Below are 26463 nucleotides of genomic sequence, written 5' to 3' on the forward strand. Positions count from 1 at the left end.
CAACGCTCACGGGACGTTCATCGCTCGCAAAGATCCACGTTGACGCGGCCACGTCCAGCGCGGCGAGAACACCCGTATGCGTGTCGTCATAGTGACCGAATCCTTTCCCCCCGATGTGAACGGCGTGGCCCACTGCGCGCTCCAGACCGCCCGGCACCTCGTAGATCGCGGTCACCTTCCGCTCGTCGTCGCGCCGGCCACCGCGTCCGGCCCCGGTTCCGGCGTGGACGCCCTCGCGCCGTGCCCCGTCGTCCGTGTCCCCTCCCTCCCCCTCCCGGGCTACCCCCAGGTCCGCGTCGCCCTCCCCAGCAGGCGTGTGGCCGCGGCGATCGTCGAGCACCGTGCCGACGTCGTCCACCTGGCCAGTCCCTTCGTCCTCGGCGTCCGCGGCATGGCCGCCGCCGCCCGGCTCGGCATCCCCGCCGTGGCCGTCTACCAGACCGACCTCGCCGGATACGCCCGCACCTACGTGCACGCGGGAGAAGCCGCCGCCTGGCGCCGTATCCGCTCCGTCCACGCCGCCGCCGACCTCACCCTCGCCCCGTCCAGCGCGTCCCTGCACGACCTCGAAACGCACGGCGTGCCCCGGGTCAAGCTGTGGCCGCGAGGCGTGGACACCGTCCGCTTCCGCCCCGACCTGCGCGACGAGGCGCTGCGTCGGCAACTCGCCCCGAACGGCGAGATGATCGTCGGCTACGTCGGGCGGCTGGCGCCCGAGAAGCACATCGAGCTGCTGGCCGACGCGTGCCGCCTGGAGGGCGTCAAGGTCGTCGTGGTCGGCGACGGGCCGAGCCTGCCGAACCTGGAGCAGGCCCTGCCCGGCGCGGTCTTCCTGGGCCGCCGCATGGGCGACGAACTGGCCCGGATCTTCGCCTCCTTCGACGTCTTCGCGCACACCGGCCCCTTCGAGACCTTCTGCCAGACCGTGCAGGAGGCCATGGCGAGCGGTGTGCCCGTCGTCGCGCCCGCCGCCGGCGGTCCGCTGGACCTGGTCGCCCACGGGCGCACCGGGTTCCTCGTCCCGCCGCGCGACCCGGCCGCCGTACGGGACGCGGTGTGGTCCCTGGCCGCCGACCCCGAGATGCGCGCCTCGTTCGGACTCACCGCGCGGGCCATGGTCGAGGGACGCACCTGGGCGGCCGTCGGCGACCAGCTGATCGGCCACTACGCCGCCGTGCTCACCGGCCGGAAGACGGCGGTGGCGGCATGAGCGGACAGTCGCTGCGGATCGTCCGCCTCGCCAACTTCGTCGCTCCCGCCTCGGGCGGCCTGCGCACCGCCCTGCGCGAGCTGGGCAAGGGCTACCAGGCGGCCGGACACGAGTCGGTGCTCATCGTGCCGGGCGAGCGCGCGAGCGACCGCCTGACCGAGCAGGGACGGATCATCACCCTGCCGGGGCCGCTGCTTCCGGGCACCGGCGGTTACCGCGTCCTCGCCGACAAGCGGCGCGTGGCCCGGCTCCTGGAGGAGCTCGCCCCCGACCGCCTGGAGGTCTGCGACCGTACGACCCTCAGGTGGACCGGCAAATGGGCCCGGCGCGCGCGGGTCCCCGCCGTGATGGTCTCCCACGAGACCGCCGACGGCGTGCTCCGCACCTGGGGCCTGTCGGAGGGGGTGGCCCGGCGTGCCGCCGACGCCCTCAACGTCCGTACGGCACACACGTACGCGCGCGTGGTGTGCACCACGGAATTCGCCGAGCGGGAGTTCGTGCGGATCGGCGCGCGCAATGTCGTACGGGCCCCCCTGGGCGTCGATCTGGTCGAGCGGCGCCCGGCGCTGCACGACGCGGGACTGCGGGCCCGGTACGCGCGCGAGGCCGAGACGCTCCTCGTGACCTGCACCCGGCTGTCCGTGGAGAAGCGGCCCGGCACCGCGCTGGACGCCGTGGAGGCGCTCGTACGGCGCGGTCGGCGGGCGGTGCTCGTGGTGGCCGGGGACGGGCCGCTGCGGCCGCGCCTGGAGCAGCGGGCCCGGGAGCGCGGCCTGCCGGTCACCTTCCTCGGGCACGTCTCCGACCACGGGCTGCTCGGGGCGCTCCAGGCCTCCGCCGACGTGTGCCTGGCCCCCGGTCCGGCCGAGACCTTCGGACTCGCCGCGCTGGAGGCCATGGCGTGCGGTACGCCGGTGGTGGTGAGCGCCTCCTCCGCGCTGCCGGAGGTCATCGGATCCGCCGGAGCCGTCGCCGCCGACCGCGGGGAGGCCTTCGCGGACGCCGTGGACATGCTGCTCGAACGTCCCGAGGCCGAACGCCGCGGGATCGCACGAGCGCGTGCGGAGTGCTTCGGCTGGGACACGGCGGTGCGGGCGTTCCTCGCCGCGCACGACGCCGAGGTCTTCCTGCGGCGTTCCGTGCCCGGAGGCGTGGCATGAGCGGGGGCGCGTCATGAGAGGCCCGCGCTTCGTCGCCCTCGGTGACTCGCTCACCGAGGGCGTGGGGGACCCGGTGGGCGACGGGTGGCGCGGCTGGGCCGCCCTGCTCGCCGACGGGCTCTCCCAGGCGGACGTGGACTTCACCAACCTCGCGGTGAGCGGAGCGCAGACCCGGGACGTGCTGGAACGGCAACTGCCCGCGGGGCTCGCGCTGCGGCCGGACATCGTGTCCGTGGTCGTCGGCGTCAACGACACGCTGCGCTGCACCTTCGACATCCACGCGGTGGCCGCCCGGCTGGACACGATCTACGCGGCATTTCGCGACCAGGGAGCGGTGCTGCTCACGGCATGTCTGCCGGACCCGGGCACGATGCTCGGTCTGCCCGGGACGCTGGCGCGGCCGCTGGCTCGGCGGCAGCGGGCGGTGAACGCCGTCGTGCACGCCCTGTCCGAGCGGTACGGAGCCCTGCATCTGCACGCCGCTGAGGGGGCCTGGACCACCGAGCGTGCGATGTGGAGTGCGGACCGGTTGCACCCCAGCGAGCGAGGGCACCGGCAACTGGCCGTGCGGTTCCATGAGTTGCTGGTGGAGCGGGCGGTCGCCTCCGGAGCGGCGCCCTCGGCCGAGCCGGAGTCCGCCGTGCCCACCAGGTCGGCGAGTCTGTGGTGGCTGGCCACGGCGGGGACCGGGTGGGTGGTGCGGCGGTGCACGGATCTGCTGCCGCAGTTGATGACGCTGGCCGTGGACGAGATGCGGCACCGCGCGCGGGGGACGAGCGGGCGGCTCGACCTGCGGGCCGCGCACGCGGTGTCCATGGCGTTGGCCGCGTTGTCGGTGGCGTCGGGGGAGCAGCAGGTGGAGGCGGCTTGAGCGATCTGGCGGGTACAGGCGCGTCGTGGCCGGCCGCGCAGTTCTCCGCGCACCTCAGGGGCCGTACTAGCGCCTGCGTACCTCTATGAAGCGCACCGGAGTCCCCGGTACCGCCTGGGCCGCCGCCGGGAGGTCTGTCTCGCGGACCACTCCGATCACCGGGTAGCCGCCGGTGGTCGGGTGGTCGGCCAGGAAGACCACCGGTCTGCCGTCGGGTGGGACCTGGACAGCGCCCAGGACCATGCCCTCGCTGGGGAGTTCGCCCTTGAGCCGCCTCTCCAGGGCGGGCCCCTCCGTGCGCAGGCCGATGCGGTTGCTCGCCGAGGACACCTGGAAGGTGCGGGAGGTGAAGGCCCGTACCGCTTCCGGTGTGAACCAGTCGTCCCGTGGGCCCAGCGTGACGCGCAGGGCCAGTTCTGCGGGGGGTGCCGGCTGCGGAGCCGTGTCCACGCGCGTGTGGAGGGGGTTCGGGGTGCCCAGGGGCAGTACCGCGCCGACCGTGAGGGGGGTGGGGCCCAGGCCCGACAGGAGGTCCGTGGAGCGGCTGCCCAGGACCGGCTCCACGGCGATCCCACCGGAGACGGCCACATAGCTGCGCAGTCCTGCGACTGCCGTTCCGACGGTCAGCAGCGCTCCGGCCGGCACACGTACGGGTGCGCCCCAGGCTGCCGGACGGCCGTCCACCGATACCTGGCAGGGGGCTCCGGTGACGGCCACGGTGACCGTCGAACGGGGGCGTACCGCACAGCCGTTGAGGGTGGTCTCCAGGACGGCTGCCTCGGGGCGGTTGCCGACCAGGCGGTTGGCGAGCGCCGCGGCGGGGCCGTCGAGGGCGCCCGAGCGGGGCACTCCGAGGTGGGCGTGGCCCGGCCGGCCCTGGTCCTGGACCGTGGTCAGGGCTCCGGGCCGGACGACGGAGAGGGCGCGGTCCGTCATGCCGCACCCACGAAGCGCACCCGCGTACCCGGCGACAGCAGCGCGGCCGGCACGCGCGCGTGGTCCCACAGCACGGCGTCCGTGGTCCCGATGAGCTGCCAGCCGCCGGGCGACGAGCGCGGGTAGACGCCGGTGTACGGGCCGGCGAGCCCCACCGAGCCCGCCGGGACGGCCGTACGGGGGGTGGCCCGGCGCGGGACGTCGTAGCGGGCGGGCAGGCCGGTGAGGTAGCCGAAGCCGGGGGCGAATCCGCAGAAGGCGACGGTGAATTCGGTGCCGGCGTGGATGCGGGCCACCTCCTCGGGGGAGACACCCCAGAGCGCGGCCACGTCGGCCAGGTCGGGGCCGTCGTAGCGCACCGGGAGCTCGACGACCTCACGCGCGCGTGGGGGAGCGGGCGGTACCTCGGAGGCGGTGAGTTCGGCGGCCAGGCGGGCCGGGTCGGTGAGGCCGTCGAGGAGGACCGTGCGGGCGGCGGGGACGATCTCGCGGACGGACAGCGAGCCCTCCGCGCGGCGGCGCACCAGCTCCGCGTGCAGCGCCTGGGCCTCGTCGCCCGAGGACACCTCGACGAGCAGGGCGGCGTCTCCGACCGGCAGCGCCCTCATACGAAGGCCTCCACCCGGACGCCCGACGTCTCCAGCCGCTCCCGGACCCGGCGGGCCAGTTCCACCGCGCCCGGCGTGTCCCCGTGCAGGCACAGGGAACGGGCTTCGACCTCGATGCGGGCGCCGGAGCGGGTGGTGACCACGCGGTCCCGGGCCAGGCCGAGCGAGCGGGCCACCACCGCCTCCGGATCGGTGATCACCGCGCCTTCCTGGGCGCGTGCGACGAGCGTGCCCTCCTCGGTGTACGCGCGGTCCGCGAAGGCCTCAGTGACGCCCGCCAGGCCCGCCTTGCCCGCCGCCTCCAGGAAGCGTGAGCCGGGCAGGCCGAGCACGGCCAGCGTGGCGTCCGCGAGGAGCACGCCGTCGACGACCGCGGCGGCCTGCTCCTCGTCGTGGACGACCCGGTTGTAGAGCGCCCCGTGCGGCTTGACGTACGACACGCGCGTGCCCGCCGCCCGGGCGAAGACCTCCAGGGCGCCGATCTGGTAGGCCACCTCGGCCGTCAGTTCGGCGGACGGCACGTCCATCGCGCGCCGCCCGAACCCCGCCAGGTCCCGGTAGGAGACCTGGGCGCCGATCCGGACCCCGCGCGCGGCCGCCAGCTCGCACACCCGCCGCATGGTGGCCGCGTCCCCGGCGTGGAACCCGCAGGCCACGTTGGCGCTGGTGACGACGGACAGCAGTTGCTCGTCGTCGGTCAGCCGCCAGCGGCCGAAGCCCTCGCCGAGGTCGGCGTTCAGATCGATCCAGGTCATCGTTGGTCTCTCCTGCTCAGGCCACGCGGTACTGCTCGTCGCGGGCGTCGGTGAGGAACATCTGCCCCGGTGCGTGGGTGAGGGCGAACGGCGGGCGCGAGGCCATCACCGCGGCCTGCGGGGTCACTCCGCAGGCCCAGAACACCGGAATGTCGTCCGGCTCGGCGACCACCGGATCGCCGAAGTCGGGGCGGTCGAGGTCCTCGATGCCGAGTCCCGAGGGATCGCCGCAGTGCACGGGGCTTCCGTGCACCGCCGGGAGCAGGCTGCTCTCCCTCAGCGCGGCCGCCAGGTGCTGCGGCGGCACCGGACGCATGGACACCACCATGGGTCCGTGCAGCCGCCCCGCGGGTCGGCACTGTCGACTGGTCACGTACATGGGAACGTTCCGGCCCTGCTCGATGTGCCGGATTGGGACGCCCGCCTCGGAAAGTGCCCACTCGAAGGTGAAACTGCACCCGATCAGGAACGAAACGAGATCGCTCCTCCAGTGTGCGCGCACGTCCGTCGGCTCGTCCACCAGCTCGCCGTTCTCCCACACCCGGTAGCGCGGGAGATCGGTGCGCAGATCGGCGCCCTCCGCGAGGACGGTTTTCCAGTCACCGGCGTCCGTGACGTCGAGGACCGGGCAGGGCTTGGGGTTGCGCTGGCAGAACAGCAGCATGTCGTACGCCCAGTCGGCGGGCACCGAGATCAGGTTGACCTGGGTGTGGCCGGCCGCGACTCCGGCAGTGGGGCCCGTCAGGCCCGCGCGGAAGCGGGTACGCGCCTCGGCCGGGCTCCACGCGTGCGCGTGCTCGTCCACGAGGGTCAGGGGACGGTCTTCCGTACGGTTCACGCGAGTTCCTTCCCACGGGTCTCCGGCAGCCCGAGCAGTGCCAGTGCGGCGATGCCGTAGCCGATGGCGCCGAAGACCAGCGCCCCGCCCACGCCCCAGCTGTCGGCGAGGAATCCGACGGTGGTGGGGAAGACCGCACCGACGGCGCGGCCCGCGTTGTACGTGAAGCCCTGTCCCGAACCGCGCACCGCCGTCGGGTACAGCTCGCTCAGATAGGAGCCGAAGCCGCTGAAGATCGCCGACATGCAGAACCCGAGTGGGAACCCGAGGACCAGGAGCCAGGTGTCGGCTCCGCTGGGGATGTTGCCGTACGCCACGATGCAGACGGCCGACAGCAGGGCGAAGAGCCAGATGTTGCGCCGCCGGCCCAGACGGTCGGTGAGGTAGCCGCCGGTCAGATAGCCGAGGAAGGCGCCGGAGATCAGGAACGTCAGATAGCCGCCGGTGCCGACGACCGACAGTCCGCGGTCGCTCTTGAGGTACGTCGGCACCCAGGTGGCCAGCGTGTAGTAGCCGCCCTGGACGCCGGTGGACAGCAGTCCCGCGAAGATGGTCGTGCGCAGCAGGTCCGGTTTGAAGATCGCCGCGAACGAGCCCTTTCCGGCACTCTTCTCGCGCACCGCGATCGCCTCGGGGGCGTCCTGGACCTGGCGTCGCATCCAGACGACCAGCAGCGCGGGCAGGGCGCCGGTCCAGAACATCACGCGCCAGGCCGTGTCGGCGTCGAAGACGGAGAAGACCAGCGTGTAGACGATCGCGGCCAGTGCCCAGCCCACGGCCCAGGAGCTCTGGATCGCGCCGAGGGTGCGGCCCCGCTGCTTGGCGCTCGCGTACTCGGCGACCAGGATCGCGCCTACCGCCCATTCGCCGCCGAACCCGAGGCCCTGGAGGGCGCGGAAAACCAGCAGTGACTCGAAGTTGGGCGCGAAGCCGCAGGCCACGGTGAAGATCGCGTAGGTGACCACCGTGATCATCAGCGCCCGGACCCGGCCGGCCCGGTCGGCCAGCACCCCTGCCAGGGCTCCGCCGATGCCGGAGGCCAGCAGGGTGACGGTGGTGAAGAGACCGGTCTGGCCGCTGTCCAGGCCGAAGTAGGCGGCCAGCGCGACCATGCTCAGCGGGAGCGTGAAGTAGTCGTAGGAGTCGAGGGCGTAGCCGCCGAACGCGCCGGCGAAGGCGCGGCGGCCGCGCGGACCGAGAGCGCGGTACCAGCCCAACGGCCCGTCTTCGGAGGGGCGTTCGGTCGGTGTGGGGTGGTCGGCCAGGGCCTGTGGGGGCGGGGTCGTGCTCATGGGCACCTCGCAGGAGGGGGGACGGAGGATGCGGAGTTGAGCCGTGCGGTGTAGAGCACCGTAGAGGATCGTTCAACGATCCTTCAATACCCGTGTTGTTTCGTTCTCGTGTCTGCTGTTGAATTCCGGGCATGGCAGAGCAGTTGAGTGGACTGGCCGACGATCGTGCCCTCCTGGGCCGCACGAGCACGGCCGAGCGGGTCTCGGACATCCTCAGAAGTCGTATCGCCGAGGGGTATTTCCCGCCAGGGACCCGGCTGTCGGAGGACAGCATCGGAGGGGCGCTGGGCGTGTCCCGCAACACACTGCGCGAGGCGTTCCGCCTGCTCACGCATGAGCGCCTGCTCGTCCACGAGCTGAACCGAGGCGTGTTCGTCCGGGTCCTGGCCGTCGAGGACGTGGAGGACATCTACCGGACCCGCGCCCTCGTGGAGTGCGCCGTCGTCCGCGGGCTGGGCAAGCCTCCGTACGCCTTGGACGCGCTCGCCGAGGCGGTCGTGGAGGGACAGCGGGCGGTACGCGAAGGTGACTGGAAAGCGCTGGGCACCGCCAACATCCACTTCCACCGGGAACTCGTCGCCCTCGCGGGCAGCGACCGCACCGACGAACTGATGCGCAGTGTCTTCGCCGAACTGCGGCTCGCCTTCCACGTCGCGGACGACCCCAAGGCCCTCCACGAGCCCTACCTGGCCCGCAACCAGCAGATCCTCGGGGCGCTTCAGGCGGGCGACAAGGGTGAGGCCGAAAAGCTGTTGGCGGTGTATCTGCGCGACTCGCTGGAACGAGTGGTCGATGTCTACCTGCGCAGGGTGAGCGCCCCGTAGGGGCGCGGGGCGGTGTCTGACATGCGGCTCCGCCGCGCGGGCGCGACAAGCCCCCACCGGCCTGCCGACGCAACACAACCCGGTGGTCCCCCGTCCGACCGCCGGAGGCGATCCGCACGGTTTGGGGAGTTGTCAGACCGAGGACCTAGTCTGTGCACCGTGACTTCGCCTGCGACGACGGACAGCGTTCCGCCCCAGTTCAGCGCGGGGCCGCGCCCCGCACCGGGCCCGGCCGCCGACGAGGGACTGGCGCGGCGGCTGCGCGCGCTCGCCTGCACCGCGCCGCTGCACGACCTCGACACCCGCAAGGCCAACCTCGCGGGTGAGTACTCGGTGTACGGCATGGCGGAGGTGGCCCTCTCCGCCATCGACCTGGTCACCCTGAACATGGACTTCGACACCGGCGCCGACCACGACCAGATAGTCGCCCGCCTCATCCCGCGCATCGCCGCCCAGGCCCCGCAGCGGCCCGTCGCCGAGCATGAGCGCGTGGCCCGCTGGGTCCTGGAGAACCTGATCAACGTCGGCAGCGTCGACCGCGGATTCCGCGCGGTCTACGGCACTTTCGCGCCGGACGGGACCTATGTCCGGCGGGACTACGACTTCAAGCTGATCGAGGAGGTGCCGGGGCCCGGCGGCTCGGTGTACCTCCGGACCACGGACGAGGCGGTCAACGTCCTCGTCGGTGCCCTCGACACCGATGTCACCAGCGCCCAGATCGCCGCCGAGGTCAAGCTGGAGGTGCTGATCAGCCGCGGCCGCCTCGCCGACGCCCAGCTCGCCGCCGAACAGGCCCGCTACCGGACCGTGCAGTACTCCGAGACCCTGCGCAGGGCACTGGACGCCACCCGCCGCAATGTCCGGGCCGTCGACTGGCTCAACTCAGTACCCGACATGATCGCCGAGGCCCTCGACCACGTCGCCGACCGGTACCGCCACGAGAACGCGATCCTGACCAACATCCGCAAGGCGCGGGACGAGTCCGAGGACGCCGAACAGAAGCGGCGCGCCGCCGAGCTCGTGGACATCGTCAAGGACTGCATCCGGCGCCACACCCAGCTCCAGTCCCGGCTCCTCGAAGCGGGGCCGCTGTTCCGCGCCGAACAGGACCGGCAGGCCTTCGCCACGCCGATGACGACGTCGGGGATCGATCTGTACGGCCACCTCGTCGCGCCGGTGCTGCCGCTGCCGTTGGAGCAGGCCACCCGGGTCACCGACGCGTTCTTCGCGCGCGGGACCGGCCTGCGCACGCCGGCGTCGGTCCGGGTGGGCGATCTCGTCGACATACTGCTGACACCGCCGATGGAGCGCGAGCACCTGGGCGCGGAGATGCCCGAGCCGGACCTCATCGCCACGCCGGACGACAGCCGGTTCAGCGAAGAGCAACTGGCGTCCGCGAAGGAGCTGCTGGATCTGCCGGCCGACGCCCCGCGACGACTTTCGGGACTGCTCGCGGAGGCCCGCCGCACCGGCGGTTTCGATCTGGCCTATCTGGTCGCCCTGTTGGCGGTCCACGCGGCGAGTCCCCCCTTCGGCACCGCCTACCGCCAGGGCGAGGAGAAGCTGCTCTTCGCGGTGGACGACGGGACGGAACTGGACGATCCGGACTTCGGTGGCGCCGACCTCATCGTCGGCACAGCCCTGCTGGACGCCGTGGGGATGGCGGCGGACCGGACGGAAGCAGCATGAGTGAGCAAGAGCGTGACAAGGAGCCCAGCCGTGAGTGAGCATGTCGAGTGGAGCGACACGGAGGCCCCGACCCCGTCGGTGCCCGCCGCCGTCACCCCCGCCGACGCCGCCGACGCCGCTCGGCTCGTCGCCTTCGGCCTGCAGCCCAAGCTGCAGCCCGCGCGGGACCAGGAGTACGCCGAACTGCTGCGGCGCTACCGGGAGGACCCGCCGTTCGCGCGGCTCGCCGACGCCGTCGCCGCCGGACTCGGTCTGGTCGTCCTGGAAGTGTCCCCGCGCGCGGGCATGGCCGTGACCGCCGCCGAGGACTCCGTGTTCGCCGTCCGGATGGGGGACTACGCGCGTCGTACGTCCGCCGACGGCGGCGACCGGTTCCTGCACGGCCTCGCCCATCTCGCGGTGGCCGCCATGGCGTTCCCCCGGCCCGAGGACCTCGCCGACGACGGATACATCGGGCGCGTCTCGGTCAACGGCGTCGACGCCTTCGTACGGCAGGCCTGCCGACGCCTCGAGGAGCGGGCCGAGGAGGTCGGCGAGAACACCGACCCGGCCACCGACGCGCCGGGCCTGGAAGCGGCCTGGCGGATCTGGGCCAGACGCAGCGCTGCCGGCGCGACCAAGGACGCGCGCCGGCTCGCCGGATCCACGACCGGCATCGTCGGCAAGGCCGCCGCCTTCCTCACCGACTCCGGGTTCCTCCAGCGCACCGGGGACGACAACGGCGGTACCTACCGGACCACGGCTCGTTACCAGCTCCAGGTGCGGGACATGGCCGGAAGTGCCGCCATGGCCGAACTCCTGGAGCTGGGTGTCGTCCCGGTCACCGACGGCACACCGACGCTGCTGCCGCCCGAGGACGGCGACGACGTGGAACTGGCGGCCGATGCCGGGCTGCCGTTCCACTCCTGAACTTCCCTGACCTGCCGAAGACTTACGAGAGTCCGCCATGTACGAGCTGTCCCGGGTCCGCCTCTACTCCATCGGTCCTGCCGGTGCGCGCTACGCCGACACCGTGCTTGACCTGCGCGGCGTCGGCGCGGAAGTGCCCGACCCCGCGCCCACCCAGGCGGAGTTCTTCGAGGAGGAGCCCGTCGGCCCGCCCCGCCGGCCCGCGCCCGCCGGGGTGCTCTTCCTGGAGAACGGCGGCGGCAAGTCCGTCCTGCTCAAGCTGATCTTCTCGGTGATGCTGCCGGGCCACCGGAACACGCTCGGCGGTGCCAGCTCCGGCGTGCTGCGCAAGTTCCTGCTGGCGGACGACTGCGGGCATGTGGCCCTGGAGTGGCAGCACACGCTCACCGGCGAGTGTGTCGTCGTCGGCAAGGTCAGCGAGTGGCGCGGGCGCCAGGTCTCCACGGACCCGCGGAAGTTCGCCGAGGCCTGGTACTCGTTCCGGCCCGGACCGGGGCTCAGCCTCGACAACCTGCCCGTCGCCGAGTCCACCGCCGTACGGCCGCCCGCCGAGGGTCAGTCGGCCGCACAGGGCCGTCGCCGCACCATGAAGGGCTTCCGGGACGCCATCACCGAGGCGGGCAAGGCGTATCCGCACCTGGAGGTGCACTGGGAGGAGATCCACGACCGGTGGATCGAGCACCTGGGCGACCTCGGCCTGGACCCCGAACTCTTCCGCTACCAGCGGGAGATGAACGCCGACGAGGGCGAGGCCGCCGGTCTCTTCGCGGTGAAGAAGGACTCCGACTTCACCGACCTGCTGCTGCGTGCCGTGACCGACACCCGCGACACCGACGGGCTCGCCGACCTGGTCAGCGGCTTCGGCAACAAGCTGGGGCGACGCGCCGAACTCATCGCCGAACGGGACTTCACCGCAGGGTCCGTGGACCTGCTGGGCCGGATCGTCGAGGCCGCCGAAGCCCGCTCACGCGCGCGTGACATCCACACGGGCGCCGAACGCCGTACCCGGACACTGGCCCGACGGCTGTCCGCGCGGGGCGTCCGGGAGCGGGTGCGGGCCGCCGACCTCGCCCAGCGGGTCACCGCCACCGCGTACGCCGTCACACACGCGGAGGCGGGCCGGGAGCGCAGTGCGCTGATCGCCGCCGAACTCGCCTACCGGCACGCCTCCCTGGCGCTCGCCGCCGCCGAGAAGTCGGCCGCCGCCCAGAAGCGTGAACTCGCCGAAGCACGCACCCTGCACTCCGCCTGGCAGGCCGCCGAGGCCGTCCTGCGCCACCGTGCCGCAGCCGACCGGATCGCACGCGTGGCCTCCGCCATCCAGGAGGCCGAGCGGGACGCGGCCCCCGCGCTCGCCGCCCGGGCCAAGGCCGCCGTCGATCTCGTCCGGGCCCTGCACGCGGCCGCCGGGAGCGCCGAGGCCCTCGCCAACGAGGAGGAGGAGCGCTCCGCCGCCCTCCAGGAGGTCGGCGAGTCCGCGTACCGGGACTCCACCTCGGCCGCGACCGAGGCGCAGCGCGCCCGCAGTGAGATCGGGCATCTGCGCCAGCGGCTGAGCGAGGTCGAGCAGGAGACCGCCGAGGCGGTCCGCGCGGGCTGGCTCGACGACAGCGCGCCCGACGCCGACCCCGCGCGCGCGGCCCTCGCCGCGAGCGACGCCGAGAAGACGGCCGTCGCCGCCTGGGACACCGCCCGCGAGGCCTCACACCGAGCCGCCGAGCACGCGCGCGAGGCGGCCTCCGCCGAATCCCGGGCGGAGCTCACGGCCGCCCGCGCGGAGGACGCGGCCACCGCGGCCGCGCGGTCCTACGAGGCCGAGCGGCGGCTCGCCGAGGGGCTGGCCGGCGAGGAGCGGCTGGCGGAGATCCTGAGCCTGACCGGCGCCGTCGGGAGAGTGCCCGGCCCGCGCACGGCGGCCGAGGGCACGAAGGCGAACGGCGCGGCCGGGCACGAGGGTGCCGGCGCCGGACATGGCTCCGACGCGCACACCGGCGCCACGGGTGCCTTCGGCGACGACGGTCTGAACCCCGAGGACCTCGACCGTTTCGCCGACGAACTGCGTGAACTGCTCGACGACTCCGTCTCCTCCGCCGAACGCCAGCTCTTCGAGCTGCGTACGGCCGCCGCCGACGATGCACGGATCCTCGGCGCGCTCGGTGACGGCGGGCTGCTGCCGCCGGGACCGGACGTGCTGGCCACCGTCGAGTACCTCGGTGAGAACGGCATCCCCGCCCTGCCCGGCTGGCGCTATCTCGCCCAGGCCGTCGACCCCGCCGACCACGCGCGCGTGCTGGCCGCCAGGCCGGAACTGGTCGACGGCGTGATCATCACCGACCCCGACACGCACGCGCGCGCCCGGGAGGTCCTGAACGACGCCGCGCTGCTTCCCCGGTCAGCTGTCGCCGTGGGCACGGCGGCTGCCCTCCTCGCACCGACTCCGGCCCCCGAGTCGGACAGCGGAGACGTCTTCCTCGTACCGCCGAACCCGGCCATGCACGACGAGCATGCCGCCGACGAGGAGCGCCAGACGCTGCGCGCGCGGGCAGGCGAGCGGGACGAGGAGATCCGGTCGCTCGCGGCCCGCCTCGCCAAGGACCGCGAACTGTCCGCCCGGCTCGCCTCCTGGCGTACCGGCTGTCCGGCCGGTCGCCTCGTCGAGCTGGCGCAGGCCGCCCGGGACACACGCGCGTTCGCCGAGGAGGCGGAGGCCGAACTGGCCGAGGCGCGCATCGTGCGGGCCGAGGCCGACGAAGCCGCCGCCGAGGCCGCGCAGACGCGCGACGAGCGGCAGGAGGCCGCACAGAAGGCCCGGCGCGCGGCCGACGCCCTGGCGGGCCTGGCCTACCGACTGCGCGAACGGGCCGGCTGGCAGGTCAAGCTGCGCGAACTCGCCGACGAGGCCACCGAGTCGGAGGCCCGCGCCCAGACCTGTCTGGAGCGCGCCCGCGCCGCCGACGAGGACCGGCGCGGTGCCCAGCGGGCCGCCGATGACGCCCGTCGCACCGCCCGTGCGCTGCGCGCCGAGCGCGCCGAGATCGCGGGCGCCCCGGACGACGTACCGGACAGCGACTCGGATGCCTCCAAGGCCTCCCTGCCCGCGCTCCGCGAGGCCTATCGGGCCGCCTCCCAGCTGTACGAGAAGGTGGGTGTCGGCGCCGACCTGCGGGCCGAACAGGCCCGGGCGGAGAGCGACGAGAGCGCGGCCCTGGCCGAACTGGACCGCCTGAGCAACAAGGTCCGCACGCGCGCGGCGCAGTTGCTCCAGTCGCCCGACGGTTCCGACGGGCCCTCCCGACAGGCCGCCGCTGCCCGCGCGGAGGAGCTGGTGCAGCTCCTGGAGACCCGTGTGTCGACCGCGAGCGAGCAGCTCGGGCGGTTGCGCGGCGAGGCCGAGCGGCACGCCCCCGAGGACGGCGAGGCGCACACCGATCTGTCGCCCGAGCTGGAGCCGCGCGACGCCGAGCACGCACAGGCGCTGTTGCGCACGGCCACCGCCGAACTCGCCTCCCGCACCGAGGCGTTGGCGCAGGCCCGGGAGGCACACGCGGAGCTGCTCGACTCCCACCGGGCCGCCGAGGACGCGGCGGGCGGCTTCGACGAGATCGCCGCGATGCTCCGCGACCTGCTGCGTGAGCACCCCATGGAGGACGAGCAGGAGGAGCCGGAGCCATATCCGGGCAACCCCGAGGAGGCCCGTCAGGCCGCCGCCGAGGCCCGCCGGTCGCTGCGTGGCTGCGCCGCCGACCTCTCCGCCGCCGAGGCCGCCGTGCGCGAGGCGAGCGACGTACTCGTCCGGCACGCCAACTCCACGCGCTACGAACAGGTCCGCACCCCCGCGCGGCAGCAGATCCGCGAGCTGCCCGCGTCCGCGCTGTCCGAGCACGCCCAGAAGTGGGCGGACGCCTTCGCGCCCCGACTCCGGGTGCTGACCGACGAGTTGGCCCAGCTGGAGCGGAACCGGGACTCGATCGTGGACCGGCTGCGGGGGCTCGTGGAGTCCGCTCTGGCCACGCTCAGGTCGGCCCAGCGGCTGTCCCGGCTGCCCGAGGGGCTCGGCGAGTGGTCCGGGCAGGAGTTCCTGCGGATCCGCTTCGAGGAGCCCGATCAGGCGACACTGACCGAGCGGCTCGGCGAGGTCATCGACGAGGCGACCCGGGCCGCGGTGAAGAAGAACTCCGACCTGCGGCGGGACGGAATGTCCCTGCTGCTGCGGGGAGTCGCGGCAGCATTGCAGCCCAGGGGCGTGGCCGTGGAGATCCTCAAGCCGGACGCCGTACTGCGCGCCGAGCGCGTGCCCGTCGGACAGATGGGCGACGTGTTCTCCGGCGGCCAGCTCCTCACCGCGGCCATCGCGTTGTACTGCACGATGGCGGCCTTGCGCTCCAACGACCGGGGCCGGGACAAGCACCGGCACGCCGGCACGCTGTTCCTGGACAACCCGATCGGACGCGCCAACGCGACGTATCTGCTGGAGCTCCAGCGGGCGGTGTCGGACGCGCTGGGCGTCCAGCTCCTGTACACCACGGGCCTGTTCGACACCACGGCACTCGCCGAGTTCCCGCTGGTCATCCGCCTGCGCAACGACGCGGACCTCAGGGCCGGCCTGAAGTACATCAGCGTGGAGGAACACCTCCGCCCGGGCCTGCCTGAGCAGCCCCAGGCGGGCGAGGCGGTACGCAGCGAGATCACGGCGACCCGGATGTTCAAGCGTCCGGCGCCCGCGGCTCCGTAAGGAGGCTCAGCCGCTCAGGAGTGGGACAGCCGCCCTGTGCCGCCTTGTCGCCGTATCCGCTCCTGCGTCCGCTCGGCAACCCGCGCCTGCCGCCGGGCCTTGCGCCGCTCACGCCGCAGCGCGCGCGCCGTGCTGCTCGGGGTCGACACCACGCCGTGGCGCTGGTTCCACACCTGGCGGGTCACCCAGACGTCCAGGGCGCCCCAGGTGGCCACCACGGTGCTGGCCACACTGCTGACCACCATCGGGAACGCCAGCCAGGAACCGGCCAGGGTGCACAGGAAGGCCACCATCGCCTGAAGCAGGGTCAGGGCGATGATGAGCACCGCCCGCACCGCGGAGTTCCGCACCGGATCCGGGAGCCGGCGCCTGCGCGCGGGTTCCTCGACCCACAATGGCTGGTACGCCTCCTCCCGGGTGGCGCCTCGCCCGCTCGGCATGTCCGACCCCGCCGGTATGTCGTGAACCCGCGCCTCCTGGCGCCGAGGCGCCGTCGAAACCGCCGTCTCCACGCCGCTTCCCGGCGCCTCCTGTCGTTCCGCCGTGCCCATCACCGTGTCACTCCCCACCGCCGGCAGACCCCTTGTCCCGGTGTGCATGAACCGGGCTTCAAGGTGACTGCCCGGCTTGCGCTGGTTTACGCCGCCCAGTTGCAGATGCGGCTCCTGTGGCCGAATCCACCGCCATTTCCTGAAGAGAAGGACGAACAAGACCCCTTCAAGATTCCCCCACGACGTCAAAGAAACGAAAAAATCCAGCCAACCCCCCGCCCTGGCCGATCGGTTCCGGTCGGACACGGATCACCTGATCACAGGAGGCAATCTCCCGCAATGGGAGGACAACTCCCCATGTCGCGATACTGGAGCGGAAGTTCAGGTTCCGGACGCAACTTCGAGTTACGTGTGCGTCGGTAGTAGGCTCGCGCCGTTTGTTGACGTACATGTGTACCCCCGGCCGGCGGGGGTCGAGCTGGGGGAGGCCATGCGCTTTCGCGGGAAGTCGATCCGCCGGAAGATCGTGGCGCTGCTTCTCGTGCCGCTGGTGTCCCTGATCGCGGTGTGGGGCTTCGCCACGGTGCTGACGGGACGTGAGGTCGCCCAGCTCTTCCAGGTGTCCACCGTCACGGAGAAACTCGGTTATCCCACCGAGGACACCGTGCGTGTGCTCCAGCAGGAACGCCGCCAGACACTTGTCTACCTGGCTGATCCGCGCGCGTCGGACGCCCTGTCCGCACTGCGCAGCACGAGGAACGCCTCCGACGACGCCATCGCCAAGTTCCGGCAGAACGCGCGCGATCCCGACGTCCGCGACGGACTCGACCAGGACGACGACGAACGCCTCACCGCTGTCCTGGACGCGTTCGACGGCATCGACGCACTGCGCCGCAGCGTCGAGGAGGGCACGGTCACCCGCCTCCAGGCCTTCGACCAGTACAACCGCCTCGTCGACCCCGCCTACGCCTTGCTCGCCACCCTGGACGGCGTCGACAACGTCGAACTGGACAAGCAGGCACGGGCTCTCATCAACATCACCCGGGCCCGCGAACTCCTCTCCCGTGAGGACGCCCTCCTCGGCTCCGGCCTGGTGGTGGGCAAGCTCACTCACGACGAGATCCGCGACGTCTCCGACCTCGTCGCCCAGCGGACCCTGCTGTACGACATCAACCTGGCAGTGCTGCCGACGTCGGAGCGCGAGCGGTACGAGCGCTTCTGGAAGAACGCCGGCACCGCCCCGCTGCGCTCCGCCGAGCAGTCCGTCGCCGGTGCCGATCCCGGCACCGACGCCGACGTCAGCGCCAAGAGCTGGGACGCCGCCGCGGGCAGTGTGCTCGACGAACTCGCCAAGCTCGACGACCAGGCGGGCGACCGCCTCCAGGACCGCGTCCGGCCGGACGCGATGGGCGTGATCATCAAGGCGGCCGTCGTGGGCGTCCTCGGCCTGGTCGCCCTGCTCTTCTCGCTCGTGCTGTCCGTGCGTGTCGGCCGCGGTCTCATCCGCGACCTGAGGCAACTGCGCCTGGAGGCCCACGAGGCCTCCGGCGTACGGCTGCCCAGCGTGATGCGCCGGCTCTCCGTGGGCGAACAGGTGGACGTGGAGACCGAGGTCCCGCGCCTGGAGTACGACAAGAACGAGATGGGTGAGGTCGGCCAGGCCCTCAACACCCTCCAGCGCGCAGCCGTCGAAGCCGCAGTCAAGCAGGCGGAGTTGCGCGCCGGGGTCTCCGAGGTCTTCGTCAACCTCGCCCGCCGCAGCCAGGTCCTCCTGCACAAGCAGCTCACGCTGCTCGACACCATGGAGCGCCGCACCGAGGACACCGACGAGCTCGCCGACCTCTTCCGCCTCGACCACCTGACCACCCGTATGCGCCGGCATGCCGAGGGTCTGGTGATCCTCTCCGGTGCCGCCCCCTCCCGGCAGTGGCGCAAACCCGTCCAGCTCATGGACGTCGTCCGCGCCGCCGTCGCCGAGGTCGAGGACTACGAGCGCATCGAGGTCCGCAGGCTGCCCAGGGTGGCCGTGACCGGCCCGGCCGTCGCGGACCTCACGCATCTTGTGGCCGAACTCCTGGAGAACGCCACGGTGTTCTCCCCGCCGCACACCGCCGTCCAGGTCCTGGGTGAGCGCGTCGCCAACGGCTTCACCCTGGAGATCCACGACCGCGGACTCGGCATGGCCGCCGACGCGCTGCTGGACGCCAACCTCCGGCTCGCCGAGACACCGGAGTTCGAGCTCTCCGACACCGACCGGCTCGGTCTGTTCGTGGTCAGCCGGCTCGCCCAGCGGCAGAACGTCAGGGTCTCGCTGCAGCCTTCGCCGTACGGCGGCACGACGGCCGTCGTCTTCATTCCCGACGCGCTGCTGACCGACGACGTCCCGGACACCAACGGCATCGGCTTCCGTCTCGACCGCCCCCGGCCGTCGAAGGAGGCCGAACTGGAGGAGGCCCAGCGCGTCTCGCTCACCCGGGGACCGGCCCAGCTTGTTGGCAGGACGCCCGCGATCCTGGACGGCCCGGTCGAACTGGAGGCTCCTGTCGACCTGGACGCCCTGCACGAATTCCCGGGTGTGCTCGACTCCGAGGACAGCGAGCGTGGCGGACTGTTCCGCCCGCGCCGCTCCCTGGCCCAGGTCGACGACGAAGCCCCGGGATCCGACGGGGCGGACATCGGCGACGGCGGCCCGGACGCCCCGGTGTCCCTGTCCCGCCGCCGTAATTCCAAGCTGGTCACCTCCCATGGACGCCCGGTCACCGACGAGCGGGCGGGACGCGAGGAGACGGACGAACCACCGGCGATCGGCCCGGGCGCGTCCCGTCCGCAGACGACTCCCTCGGTGGGGCAGGGGCCCGCGCGCTCCGAACCTCCGACGCTGCCCAGCCGTCGCCGCGCCGCGGCCCTGCGCCGGGGCACCGGCGTGGCCGACCGCCTCGACGAGCTGACGGAAGCACCGACCTCCTCGGCATCCACGAGCCGTGAATCCGGCGGGCCGTCCGGCGCTCCGGTCCTGCCCCGGCGCACCCGGCGTGCCGAGATCGCGTCCAGCGGCACGGCCCCGGACTCGGGTGACTCGGCCACCGGCGCCACCGGCAGGCCGGACGTGCCCGCTCCGGGCGACCTCGTCAGGGGCGGCCCGGCCGACTCCGCCCCGGACAGCGTCGTACGGCCGGGCTGGGGCGAGTCCGCCCGCAGTGCCTCCGGATCCGGCTCGGGCAGGCCGCCCCTCGGCGCCGCGCGCGGGTCCCAGGACACCGCCTCCGGCACCGCCCCGTTGCCCCGCCGTGTACGGCAGGCCAACCTGGCCCCCCAGCTCAAGCAGGCCCCGGAGCGGCCCCAGAACCAGGCGGAGCCCGCCGAACGGGACGCCGACGAGGTCCGCAGCCGAATGGCCTCGCTCCAGCGCGGCTGGCAGCGTGGCCGTGAGGAGAACGCCGTGGGCGACGACACGCCAGGCGGCACAGCACCACAACGAACGACTAAGGGGGACGGTCGATGACCGCACCGAAGGCGACCGACAAGTCCGGCGAGCTGAACTGGCTCCTCGACGACCTGGTGGACCGCGTCGCGAGCATCCGCAAGGCCCTGGTGCTCTCCAGCGACGGCCTCCCGACCGGCGTGTCCAAGGACCTGACCCGCGAGGACAGTGAGCACCTCGCCGCCGTGGCGTCCGGGTTCCACAGCCTCGCCAAGGGCGTGGGCCGGCACTTCGAGGCCGGCAGCGTCCGGCAGACGGTCGTGGAACTGGACGACGCCTTCCTGTTCGTGACGGCCGCCGGCGACGGCAGCTGCCTCGCCGTCCTCTCGGACGCCGACTCGGACGTGGGCCTCGTCGCGTACGAGATGACGCTCCTGGTCAAGCGGGTCGGTGTACATCTCGGTGCCGCCCCACGCACCGATCTGCCTCAGGGCGGGTAGTGAGATGGCATGAGCACAGACGGGCAAGGAAGAAGCCACTGGTTCGACGACGAGGCCGGGCCGGTGGTCCGTCCGTACGCCATGACACGCGGCCGCACCACGAGTGCCGGTCAGCACCGTCTCGACCTCATCGCGGTCGTCGTGGCCGAATCCGTCACGGACGACCCCGAAGGGGACCACTCGCTGTCCCCCGAGCACGTGGACATCGTCGACCTGTGCCGGGACACCCCCCAGTCGGTCGCCGAGCTGTCGTCCGAACTCGACCTGCCCATCGGGGTCGTACGGGTGCTCATAGGCGACCTCGTGGCCTCGGAGTGGGTCCACGTGAACCGGCCCGTGCCGCCTGCCGAGCTCCCGGACGAGAGCATCCTGCGCGACGTGATCAACGGCCTCAGAGCCCTGTGACCGACCGGCCCGCCCGCCCAGGAGCCGCTCCGGCAGTGCCGGGAGGCGCGCACGGACGGTGTCCGGCCACGGTGCCGCCCGGCGCGCGGGCCTGACCTCGGCGAACACCGAGGACGTGCCGCGGACCCGCGCCGGGAGTCCCCGCCGGTCCGCGGCGGGCGCCGTGACACCCCTGCCGATATGATCTGACTGATCGTCGACGACCATCCGCGGACGGCCGCCCACCAGTCCGCGGACACGGTTGCGAGCAGTGCGATCGGGGAGACCGACGTGACGACAGGCCGGCAGTTCCGGGTCGACCGAGGCGGCACCTTCACCGGCATCGTCGTGCGACGCCCGGACGGCCGCCTCCTCACCGTCGGGCGCGGACCGGACGCGGGCCCCGCCTGTTGTCGAGGCGGCGGCCCGCTCGCCGTCACCAACGCCAACGTGACGCTCGGCCCCATCCAACCCGCCTACTTCATGAGGGCGTTCGGCCCGAACGGCGACCAGCCTCTCGACCCGGAGCTACTGGAGTGGCGACTGCCCGTACAGCTCGACGAGTTCGCGCTGCGGCCGGGCTGCGGCGGCGGAAAGTGGCGCGGTCCACCCTGTCCCAGCACCGTAGGGTGCCCCCGTACGGCATGGCGGACGTCGGCCCCGGCGACGTACTCGTCATCGAGACCCCCGGCGGCGGAGGCTATGGCCCGCCGTCGACCCAACACCCCCCAGCAAGCAGGAGAAGAGACCAATGATCTTCGGGCGTTCTGAGCGCGGCAAGCCCCCGGTCGAGCCCGTCACGCTCAAGATCCTGGTGGCCGGCGGCTTCGGCGTGGGCAAGACCACGTTCGTGGGCGCGGTCAGCGAGATCAGGCCGCTGCGCACCGAGGAGCTGCTGACCGAGGCAGGACGTCCGGTCGACGACACGAGCGGTGTCGAGGGCAAGCGCACCACCACCGTCGCCATGGACTTCGGACGCATCACCCTGCGCGAGGACCTGGTGCTGTACCTGTTCGGCACACCCGGACAGGAACGGTTCTGGTTCATGTGGGACGAGCTCTCCGAAGGCGCCCTCGGAGCCGTCGTGCTGGCCGACACCCGCCGCCTGGAGGACTGCTTCGCGGCCGTCGACTACTTCGAGCGGCGCTCCATACCCTTCCTCGTCGGCGTCAACTGCTTCGAGGGAGCGATCCGTTACCCGGAGGAGGACGTACGCCAGGCCCTCGACCTCGACGAGGACGTACCGATCGTGCTGTGCGACGCCCGGCACAAGCAGTCGGTCAAGGACGTCCTGGTAGGCGTCGTCCAGCACGCCATGGCGTACTCGGCGCGGCGCCGTCAGAGCGTCACCACCTGAGACCTGCGACACGGGTGCGGCCCGTACCCCCGCCGACAGGGGTACGAGCCGCGGCTTTTCGGCACCACGCGCGGGCCTAGTTCTCGCCGTCGTCCTCCCAGCCGAAGCTCTTCTCCACGGCCTTGCGCCAGTTGTGGTACTGACGGTCCCGGACGGACGCCTCCATGTTCGGCGTCCACTCGACGTCCTTCTGCCAGTGGGACTTCAGCTCGTCGAGGTCGTTCCACACGCCTGTGGCGAGCCCGGCAGCGTACGCCGCGCCCAGGCACGTGGTCTCGGAGACCTTCGGCCGGACCACCGGCACGTCGAGCACATCCGCCTGGTGCTGCATGAGCAGGTTGTTCTTGGTCATGCCGCCGTCCACCTTCAGGGTGGTGATCTGCACCCCGGAGTCCTGGTACATGGCGTCCACGACCTCGCGCGTCTGCCAGCTCGTCGCTTCGAGCACCGCGCGCGCGAGGTGCGCCTTGGTGACGTATCGCGTGAGACCCGTGACGACCCCGCGCGCGTCGGAGCGCCAGTAGGGCGCGAACAGGCCGGAGAAGGCGGGCACGATGTACGCGCCGCCGTTGTCCTCGACACTCGCCGCCAGGGGTTCGATCTCGTCGGCGGTACGGATGATGCCGAGCTGATCGCGGAACCACTGGACCAGCGCGCCCGTGATGGCAATCGACCCCTCCAGGCAGTACACCGGCGCCTCACCGCCGATCTTGTAGCCCATCGTCGTCAGCAGCCCGTTCTTCGAAGGGACCGGCCGGTTGCCCGTGTTGAGCAGCAGGAAGGAGCCCGTGCCGTACGTGTTCTTCGCCGTGCCCACGTCGTAGCAGGCCTGCCCGAACACGGCGGCCTGCTGGTCGCCCAGCGCGGACGCCACGGGTACGCCCGCCAGTTGGCCGACCGCGGTGCCGTAGACCTCGGCGGACGACCGGATCTCGGGCAGGACGGCGTCGGGCACGTTCATCGCGGACAGGATGGACTGATCCCACTGGAGGGTCTCCAGGTTCATCAGCATGGTCCGTCCGGCGTTCGTCACGTCGGTGACGTGCCGCCCGCCGTCCGTGCCGCCGGTGAGGTTCCAGATCAGCCATGAGTCGATGGTGCCGAAGGCGATCTCACCGTTCTCGGCGCGTGCGCGCAGCCCCGGCACGTTGTCCAGCAGCCAGGCCGCCTTGGGTCCCGAGAAGTAGGTGGCCAGCGGCAGCCCGGTCTGCTCGCGGAACCGGTCCTGCCCGTCGGAGCCGCCGAGTTGCCTGGTCAGCGCCGCGGTGCGGGTGTCCTGCCACACGATCGCGTTGTGCACGGGCTTGCCCGTCGCGCGGTCCCACAGGACCGTGGTCTCGCGCTGGTTGGTGATGCCGAGCGCGCTGAGTTGGTCGGCCCGCAGCCCGGCCTTGGCGATCGCCCCGGCGACGACGGCCTGCACCTTGGACCAGATCTCGGTGGCGTCGTGCTCCACCCAGCCGGGCTTGGGGAAGATCTGGCGGTGCTCACGTTGGTCGACGGCCACGATCGCGCCGTCCTGGTTGAAGATGATGCAGCGGCTGGAGGTGGTGCCCTGGTCGATAGCGGCGACGAACTTGTCCGTCATGACGTCCCCTTCGTCGGTTCCTGCACAAGGCCTGCGTCTCACAAGGCTTGCGTTTCACGAGGGCTGTGCTTCAGAAGGCTGCGTTGAAGATCACCCCGGACAGCGCCCCGCCGATCAGCGGTCCGACCACCGGGATCCACGCGTAACTCCAGTCCGAGGTGCCCTTGTTGGGAATCGGCAGCAGGGTGTGGATGATGCGCGGGCCCAGGTCACGGGCCGGGTTGATGGCGTATCCGGTGGGCCCGCCGAGTGACAGACCGATGCCGACGACGAGGAAGGCGACGACGAGGACGGCGGTACCGGACTCGCCGAGTCCCTTGGTGAGCCCGAAGGCCAGGACCGGCAGGACCAGGCCGATCGTCGCGATGATCTCGGTGATCAGGTTCGCCACGGGATTGCGGATCGCGGGTGCGGTGGAGAAGATCCCGAGCGTCGGCTGGGCGATCTCCTCCTCGGCGTTGGCCTGGAACTGCGCGAAGTAGACCAGCCAGCACAGGACCGCCCCGAGCATCGCGCCGACCATCTGACCGGCGATGTAGACGGGAACCTGGTCCCAGTCCCCGGTGTCGACGGCGATCCCGATGGTCACGGCGGGGTTGAGATGCCCGCCGGACAGCGGTGCGGCGGTGTACGCCCCGGCGAGCACGCCGAAGCCCCAGCCGAACGCGATGACGACCCAGCCGGAGTCCTTCGCCTTGGAATAGTTGAGTACGACGGCGGCGACCACGCCCGCGCCGAAGAGGATCAGAATCGCCGTACCGATGACCTCACCGAGAAATACGTCTCCGTTGCTCATGGCGGCTCCTAGGCCCTGGCCCGGGACGTTCCCGCCCCGGTCCACCGTGCAGGGTTGCGGTTCCCTTGGCGAACTGCCGAGGGCAGGGAGAATCCCGCGCCCCGCCCGGCGTCCGCGACGAGCGTGCCGTCGCAGCCGAATCGCCCGTGGGGGACTGGGCCTGAGCTCGTGGGGGCCCGCGCGGCGTGGTGCCTGGATACGCCGAGAATGTACGGCGATGTCGACTGACACCGGAAGTGTTCACCGGGCCCCGGGGGGCGTCAAGGTCGCCGACGGCAACGGTTGGGACGGGCGGCCGAACCGCCCCGAGCAACGGGCGCGGGGCCGGCCGAGACACGTGCGAGCCGAACGGCGCCTTCCGGGTTGTCCCCTCAGCCCGCCCCCGGCTCCGCCACCGCATACCCCGTCGAGGTGGCCTCCGCGCCCGCTGCGCGCCGGATCTCGTATCCAGGCAGCCCTGCCCGCCCCACGACCCAACTCGCCCCGCTGAGCGCCTTCGCGGCCTTCTTCAGCGGCGCCAGACACGCGGCCGCCTCCCTGTGGTCCGCCACACTCCCGGGCACGCACTCCACGGTGGCCAGGGACAGTGTCACGGGCCACCCGCCCGCGGTCCAGGGCGCGTCCAGCACGGCGGCGGCCAGCGGAGCCAGCTCCTCCGGGTCCGCCAGTACCAGGAAGTCGTCCCCGCCGATGTGCCCCATGCGCGCGGTGCCGGTCGCCGCGTGCTGCAGCAGCCGTCCCACCGCGCGGATGAGCTCGTCGCCCGCCGCGAAACCGGCCCCGTCGTTGACCTGCTTGAAGTGGTCGACGTCCAGCCAGCTCAGCGCGAACGTCCGCCCGGCCGCGATACGCCGGTCCACCTCGACCGTGATCGCGTCCGAACCCGGCAGCCGAGTCAGCGGATTGAGCCCGGCGGCCTCCTCCACCCGGGTCTCGCTCAGCGCCCGTACGAGATCCGCGAGCCGTACGACGCCCACGCAGCGGCCGTGCCGGTCCACCACGGCCACGTCGTCCGACGTACGGTCACGGCCGCCCACGGCGACGACATCCAGGACCTCCCACGCGGTGGCGTCGATCCCCACCGTCCGCGGTGGATCGCCGAGCTTCGCCGCGGGGCGTTCGGCGTACAGGGCGTGTCCGTAGCGGCCCGACATCGACAGCAGGAACCGAGACCGGTGCACCGAGCGGAACGGCACCCCGTTTCTGTCCACGAGCAGCACCCCCGACACGTCGGGGGACCCGGTCAGCAGCGCCCGCACCTGACCCGCGGAGGCGGTGGCCGGCAACAGCGCGGCGGGGCGCACGAACTCCCGTACCGAGGGACCGGACCGCGGTGGTGACGCGTCAGCGGGGGAGCGGGGCGGAAGGTACACCTCCGCCGCGGGAAGCCGGGAGGGCGGCGCGAACAGCGTGCCCTGTGCCAGCTGCGCGCCGGCCGACAGCGCGGCCCCGTACTGCAGTTCCGTCTCCACTCCCTCGACGCACAGGAGCGCCCCGAGTTCGTCGCACAGGGTCCGCATCGCCCGTACCGCCGAAGGCCGGACCAGCAGCGATGCGTCGAGCTTCACGAGGTCGGGCGACATGTCGACAAGCAGTCTCAGCGGTACGTCCCCGTCCCCCACGCCGTCCGCGCTGATCCGGAAGCCCTGGCCCCGCAGTTCGGCGAGCGCGTCCAGCAGTCCCTGATGCGGCACATGCGTGTACGGCGGACTCACGTCGATGGTGACCTCCCACGGCAGCCGCCCCGCCTCACGTACGGCGTGGTGCAGCGGGGTGAGGCCGCCGAGGTCGGCGAGCGTGCCGGCGAACACGTTGACGTGCAGCGGCAGCAGGGTTTCCCTGCGCACTGCCGCCCGTAGCGCCAACACCACGAGCTGACCGTCGAGTTCGGGGTCGCGGCGGGCCTCCGCCAGGATGTCGCCGGTCTCCGGACGGGCGAGTATCTCCAGCCCCGCGACTCCGCCGGTGGCCAGATTGACCACCGGTTGGAAGGCGAAGCGGAGAGTGTCCGTCCAGGAGCGCACGGGAGCATGATTGCGTCATTCGTGCACGCCCAAGCGCAGTTCATGAGACGTTCACGCAGGATTCCGGGTCGCTCACAG

Annotated in this window: 20 protein-coding genes and 2 pseudogenes; 13 read left to right on the top strand and 9 right to left on the bottom strand. The window is 72.3% G+C overall.

Translation table 11 applies throughout. From position 1 onward, the window contains the following. Positions 1-76 precede the first annotated feature (76 nt). Genes BFN33_RS20485 through BFN33_RS20495 form a run of 3 tightly spaced genes read left to right on the top strand, consistent with a single transcriptional unit; the run spans position 77 to position 3241 of the window. Positions 77-1210, top strand: coding sequence for a glycosyltransferase family 1 protein (locus tag BFN33_RS20485; protein ID WP_069761520.1), 1134 nt, complete (start codon positions 77-79; stop codon positions 1208-1210). Beyond that, positions 1207-2370, top strand: a complete 1164-nt coding sequence (locus tag BFN33_RS20490) for a glycosyltransferase (RefSeq protein WP_069761521.1) — start codon at positions 1207-1209, stop codon at positions 2368-2370. Before BFN33_RS20485 ends, BFN33_RS20490 begins: the two co-directional genes overlap by 4 nt. Positions 2371-2383: 13 nt before the next feature. Then, positions 2384-3241: an SGNH/GDSL hydrolase family protein gene (locus BFN33_RS20495; RefSeq protein ID WP_069761522.1), complete on the top strand. Its 858-nt coding sequence runs from the start codon at positions 2384-2386 to the stop codon at positions 3239-3241. A gap of 66 nt (positions 3242-3307) precedes the next feature. Here BFN33_RS20495 and BFN33_RS20500 read toward each other — a convergent pair whose 3' ends face one another. From BFN33_RS20500 to BFN33_RS20520, 5 genes are read right to left on the bottom strand one after another with little or no spacing between them, the layout of a single operon-like run. After that, positions 3308-4177 carry a biotin-dependent carboxyltransferase family protein gene (locus tag BFN33_RS20500; RefSeq protein ID WP_069761523.1) on the bottom strand — a complete coding sequence of 290 codons (870 nt, stop codon included), beginning with the start codon at positions 4175-4177 and terminating at the stop codon, positions 3308-3310. Then, positions 4174-4785, bottom strand: a complete 612-nt coding sequence (gene pxpB / locus BFN33_RS20505; protein ID WP_069761524.1) for a 5-oxoprolinase subunit PxpB — start codon at positions 4783-4785, stop codon at positions 4174-4176. Before pxpB ends, BFN33_RS20500 begins: the two co-directional genes overlap by 4 nt. Further along, positions 4782-5540: a LamB/YcsF family protein gene (locus BFN33_RS20510; protein ID WP_069761525.1), complete on the bottom strand. Its 759-nt coding sequence runs from the start codon at positions 5538-5540 to the stop codon at positions 4782-4784. The genes pxpB and BFN33_RS20510 overlap by 4 nt, the downstream gene beginning before the upstream one ends. Positions 5541-5556: 16 nt before the next feature. Further along, entirely contained in the window at positions 5557-6378 is an 822-nt protein-coding gene (locus BFN33_RS20515; RefSeq protein ID WP_069761526.1) for a putative hydro-lyase, read from the bottom strand. Beyond that, complete coding sequence (locus tag BFN33_RS20520; protein ID WP_069761527.1) at positions 6375-7670, bottom strand: MFS transporter; 1296 nt, start codon at positions 7668-7670, stop codon at positions 6375-6377. The genes BFN33_RS20515 and BFN33_RS20520 overlap by 4 nt, the downstream gene beginning before the upstream one ends. Positions 7671-7801: 131 nt before the next feature. On the opposite strand from BFN33_RS20520, the gene BFN33_RS20525 reads away from it, so the two are divergent. From BFN33_RS20525 to BFN33_RS20540, 4 genes are all read left to right on the top strand, one after another. Further along, the gene (locus tag BFN33_RS20525) at positions 7802-8494 is read left to right on the top strand and encodes a GntR family transcriptional regulator (RefSeq protein WP_069761528.1); all 693 of its coding nucleotides are present in this window, start codon (positions 7802-7804) and stop codon (positions 8492-8494) included. A gap of 159 nt (positions 8495-8653) precedes the next feature. Further along, entirely contained in the window at positions 8654-10183 is a 1530-nt protein-coding gene (locus tag BFN33_RS20530; RefSeq protein WP_069761529.1) for a hypothetical protein, read from the top strand. Between the two features lie 30 nt (positions 10184-10213). Beyond that, positions 10214-11092 carry a hypothetical protein gene (locus BFN33_RS20535; protein ID WP_069761530.1) on the top strand — a complete coding sequence of 293 codons (879 nt, stop codon included), beginning with the start codon at positions 10214-10216 and terminating at the stop codon, positions 11090-11092. Between the two features lie 37 nt (positions 11093-11129). Next, the gene (locus BFN33_RS20540; protein WP_069761531.1) at positions 11130-15824 is read left to right on the top strand and encodes a hypothetical protein; all 4695 of its coding nucleotides are present in this window, start codon (positions 11130-11132) and stop codon (positions 15822-15824) included. 14 nt (positions 15825-15838) lie between these two features. Here the strand turns inward: BFN33_RS20540 and BFN33_RS20545 are convergent, their stop codons facing one another. Beyond that, positions 15839-16375, bottom strand: a complete 537-nt coding sequence (locus tag BFN33_RS20545) for a hypothetical protein (protein WP_069761884.1) — start codon at positions 16373-16375, stop codon at positions 15839-15841. 430 nt (positions 16376-16805) lie between these two features. On the opposite strand from BFN33_RS20545, the gene BFN33_RS20550 reads away from it, so the two are divergent. From BFN33_RS20550 to BFN33_RS20565, 6 genes and pseudogenes are all read left to right on the top strand, one after another. Beyond that, positions 16806-19817 (top strand): nitrate- and nitrite sensing domain-containing protein, encoded by a 3012-nt coding sequence (locus BFN33_RS20550; protein WP_069761885.1) that lies wholly within the window; start codon positions 16806-16808, stop codon positions 19815-19817. Then, positions 19814-20236 carry a roadblock/LC7 domain-containing protein gene (locus BFN33_RS20555; protein ID WP_069761532.1) on the top strand — a complete coding sequence of 141 codons (423 nt, stop codon included), beginning with the start codon at positions 19814-19816 and terminating at the stop codon, positions 20234-20236. The genes BFN33_RS20550 and BFN33_RS20555 overlap by 4 nt, the downstream gene beginning before the upstream one ends. A gap of 9 nt (positions 20237-20245) precedes the next feature. Then, positions 20246-20641 (top strand): DUF742 domain-containing protein, encoded by a 396-nt coding sequence (locus BFN33_RS20560; protein ID WP_062044901.1) that lies wholly within the window; start codon positions 20246-20248, stop codon positions 20639-20641. A 327-nt stretch (positions 20642-20968) separates the two neighbouring features. Next, a pseudogene (locus BFN33_RS54365) lies at positions 20969-21100 on the top strand (hypothetical protein); the annotation flags it as partial. A gap of 39 nt (positions 21101-21139) precedes the next feature. After that, positions 21140-21391 (top strand): annotated as a pseudogene (locus tag BFN33_RS53200) (hypothetical protein); the annotation flags it as partial. Continuing rightward, positions 21372-21977: an ATP/GTP-binding protein gene (locus BFN33_RS20565; RefSeq protein WP_069761533.1), complete on the top strand. Its 606-nt coding sequence runs from the start codon at positions 21372-21374 to the stop codon at positions 21975-21977. The pseudogene BFN33_RS53200 and the gene BFN33_RS20565, both read left to right, overlap by 20 nt. Positions 21978-22053: 76 nt before the next feature. Here the strand turns inward: BFN33_RS20565 and glpK are convergent, their stop codons facing one another. The 3 genes from glpK to BFN33_RS20580 all read right to left on the bottom strand — a co-directional run bounded on the left by glpK (position 22054) and on the right by BFN33_RS20580 (position 26385). Continuing rightward, complete coding sequence (gene glpK, locus BFN33_RS20570; protein WP_069761534.1) at positions 22054-23565, bottom strand: glycerol kinase GlpK; 1512 nt, start codon at positions 23563-23565, stop codon at positions 22054-22056. A 70-nt stretch (positions 23566-23635) separates the two neighbouring features. Beyond that, the gene (locus BFN33_RS20575) at positions 23636-24361 is read right to left on the bottom strand and encodes an MIP/aquaporin family protein (protein WP_069761535.1); all 726 of its coding nucleotides are present in this window, start codon (positions 24359-24361) and stop codon (positions 23636-23638) included. Positions 24362-24732: 371 nt separating this feature from the next. Beyond that, entirely contained in the window at positions 24733-26385 is a 1653-nt protein-coding gene (locus BFN33_RS20580; RefSeq protein WP_069761536.1) for a GGDEF domain-containing protein, read from the bottom strand. Positions 26386-26463 lie beyond the last annotated feature (78 nt).

The organism is Streptomyces sp. LUP47B, assembly GCF_001746295.1.
Classification (GTDB): Bacteria; Actinomycetota; Actinomycetes; order Streptomycetales; family Streptomycetaceae; genus Streptomyces.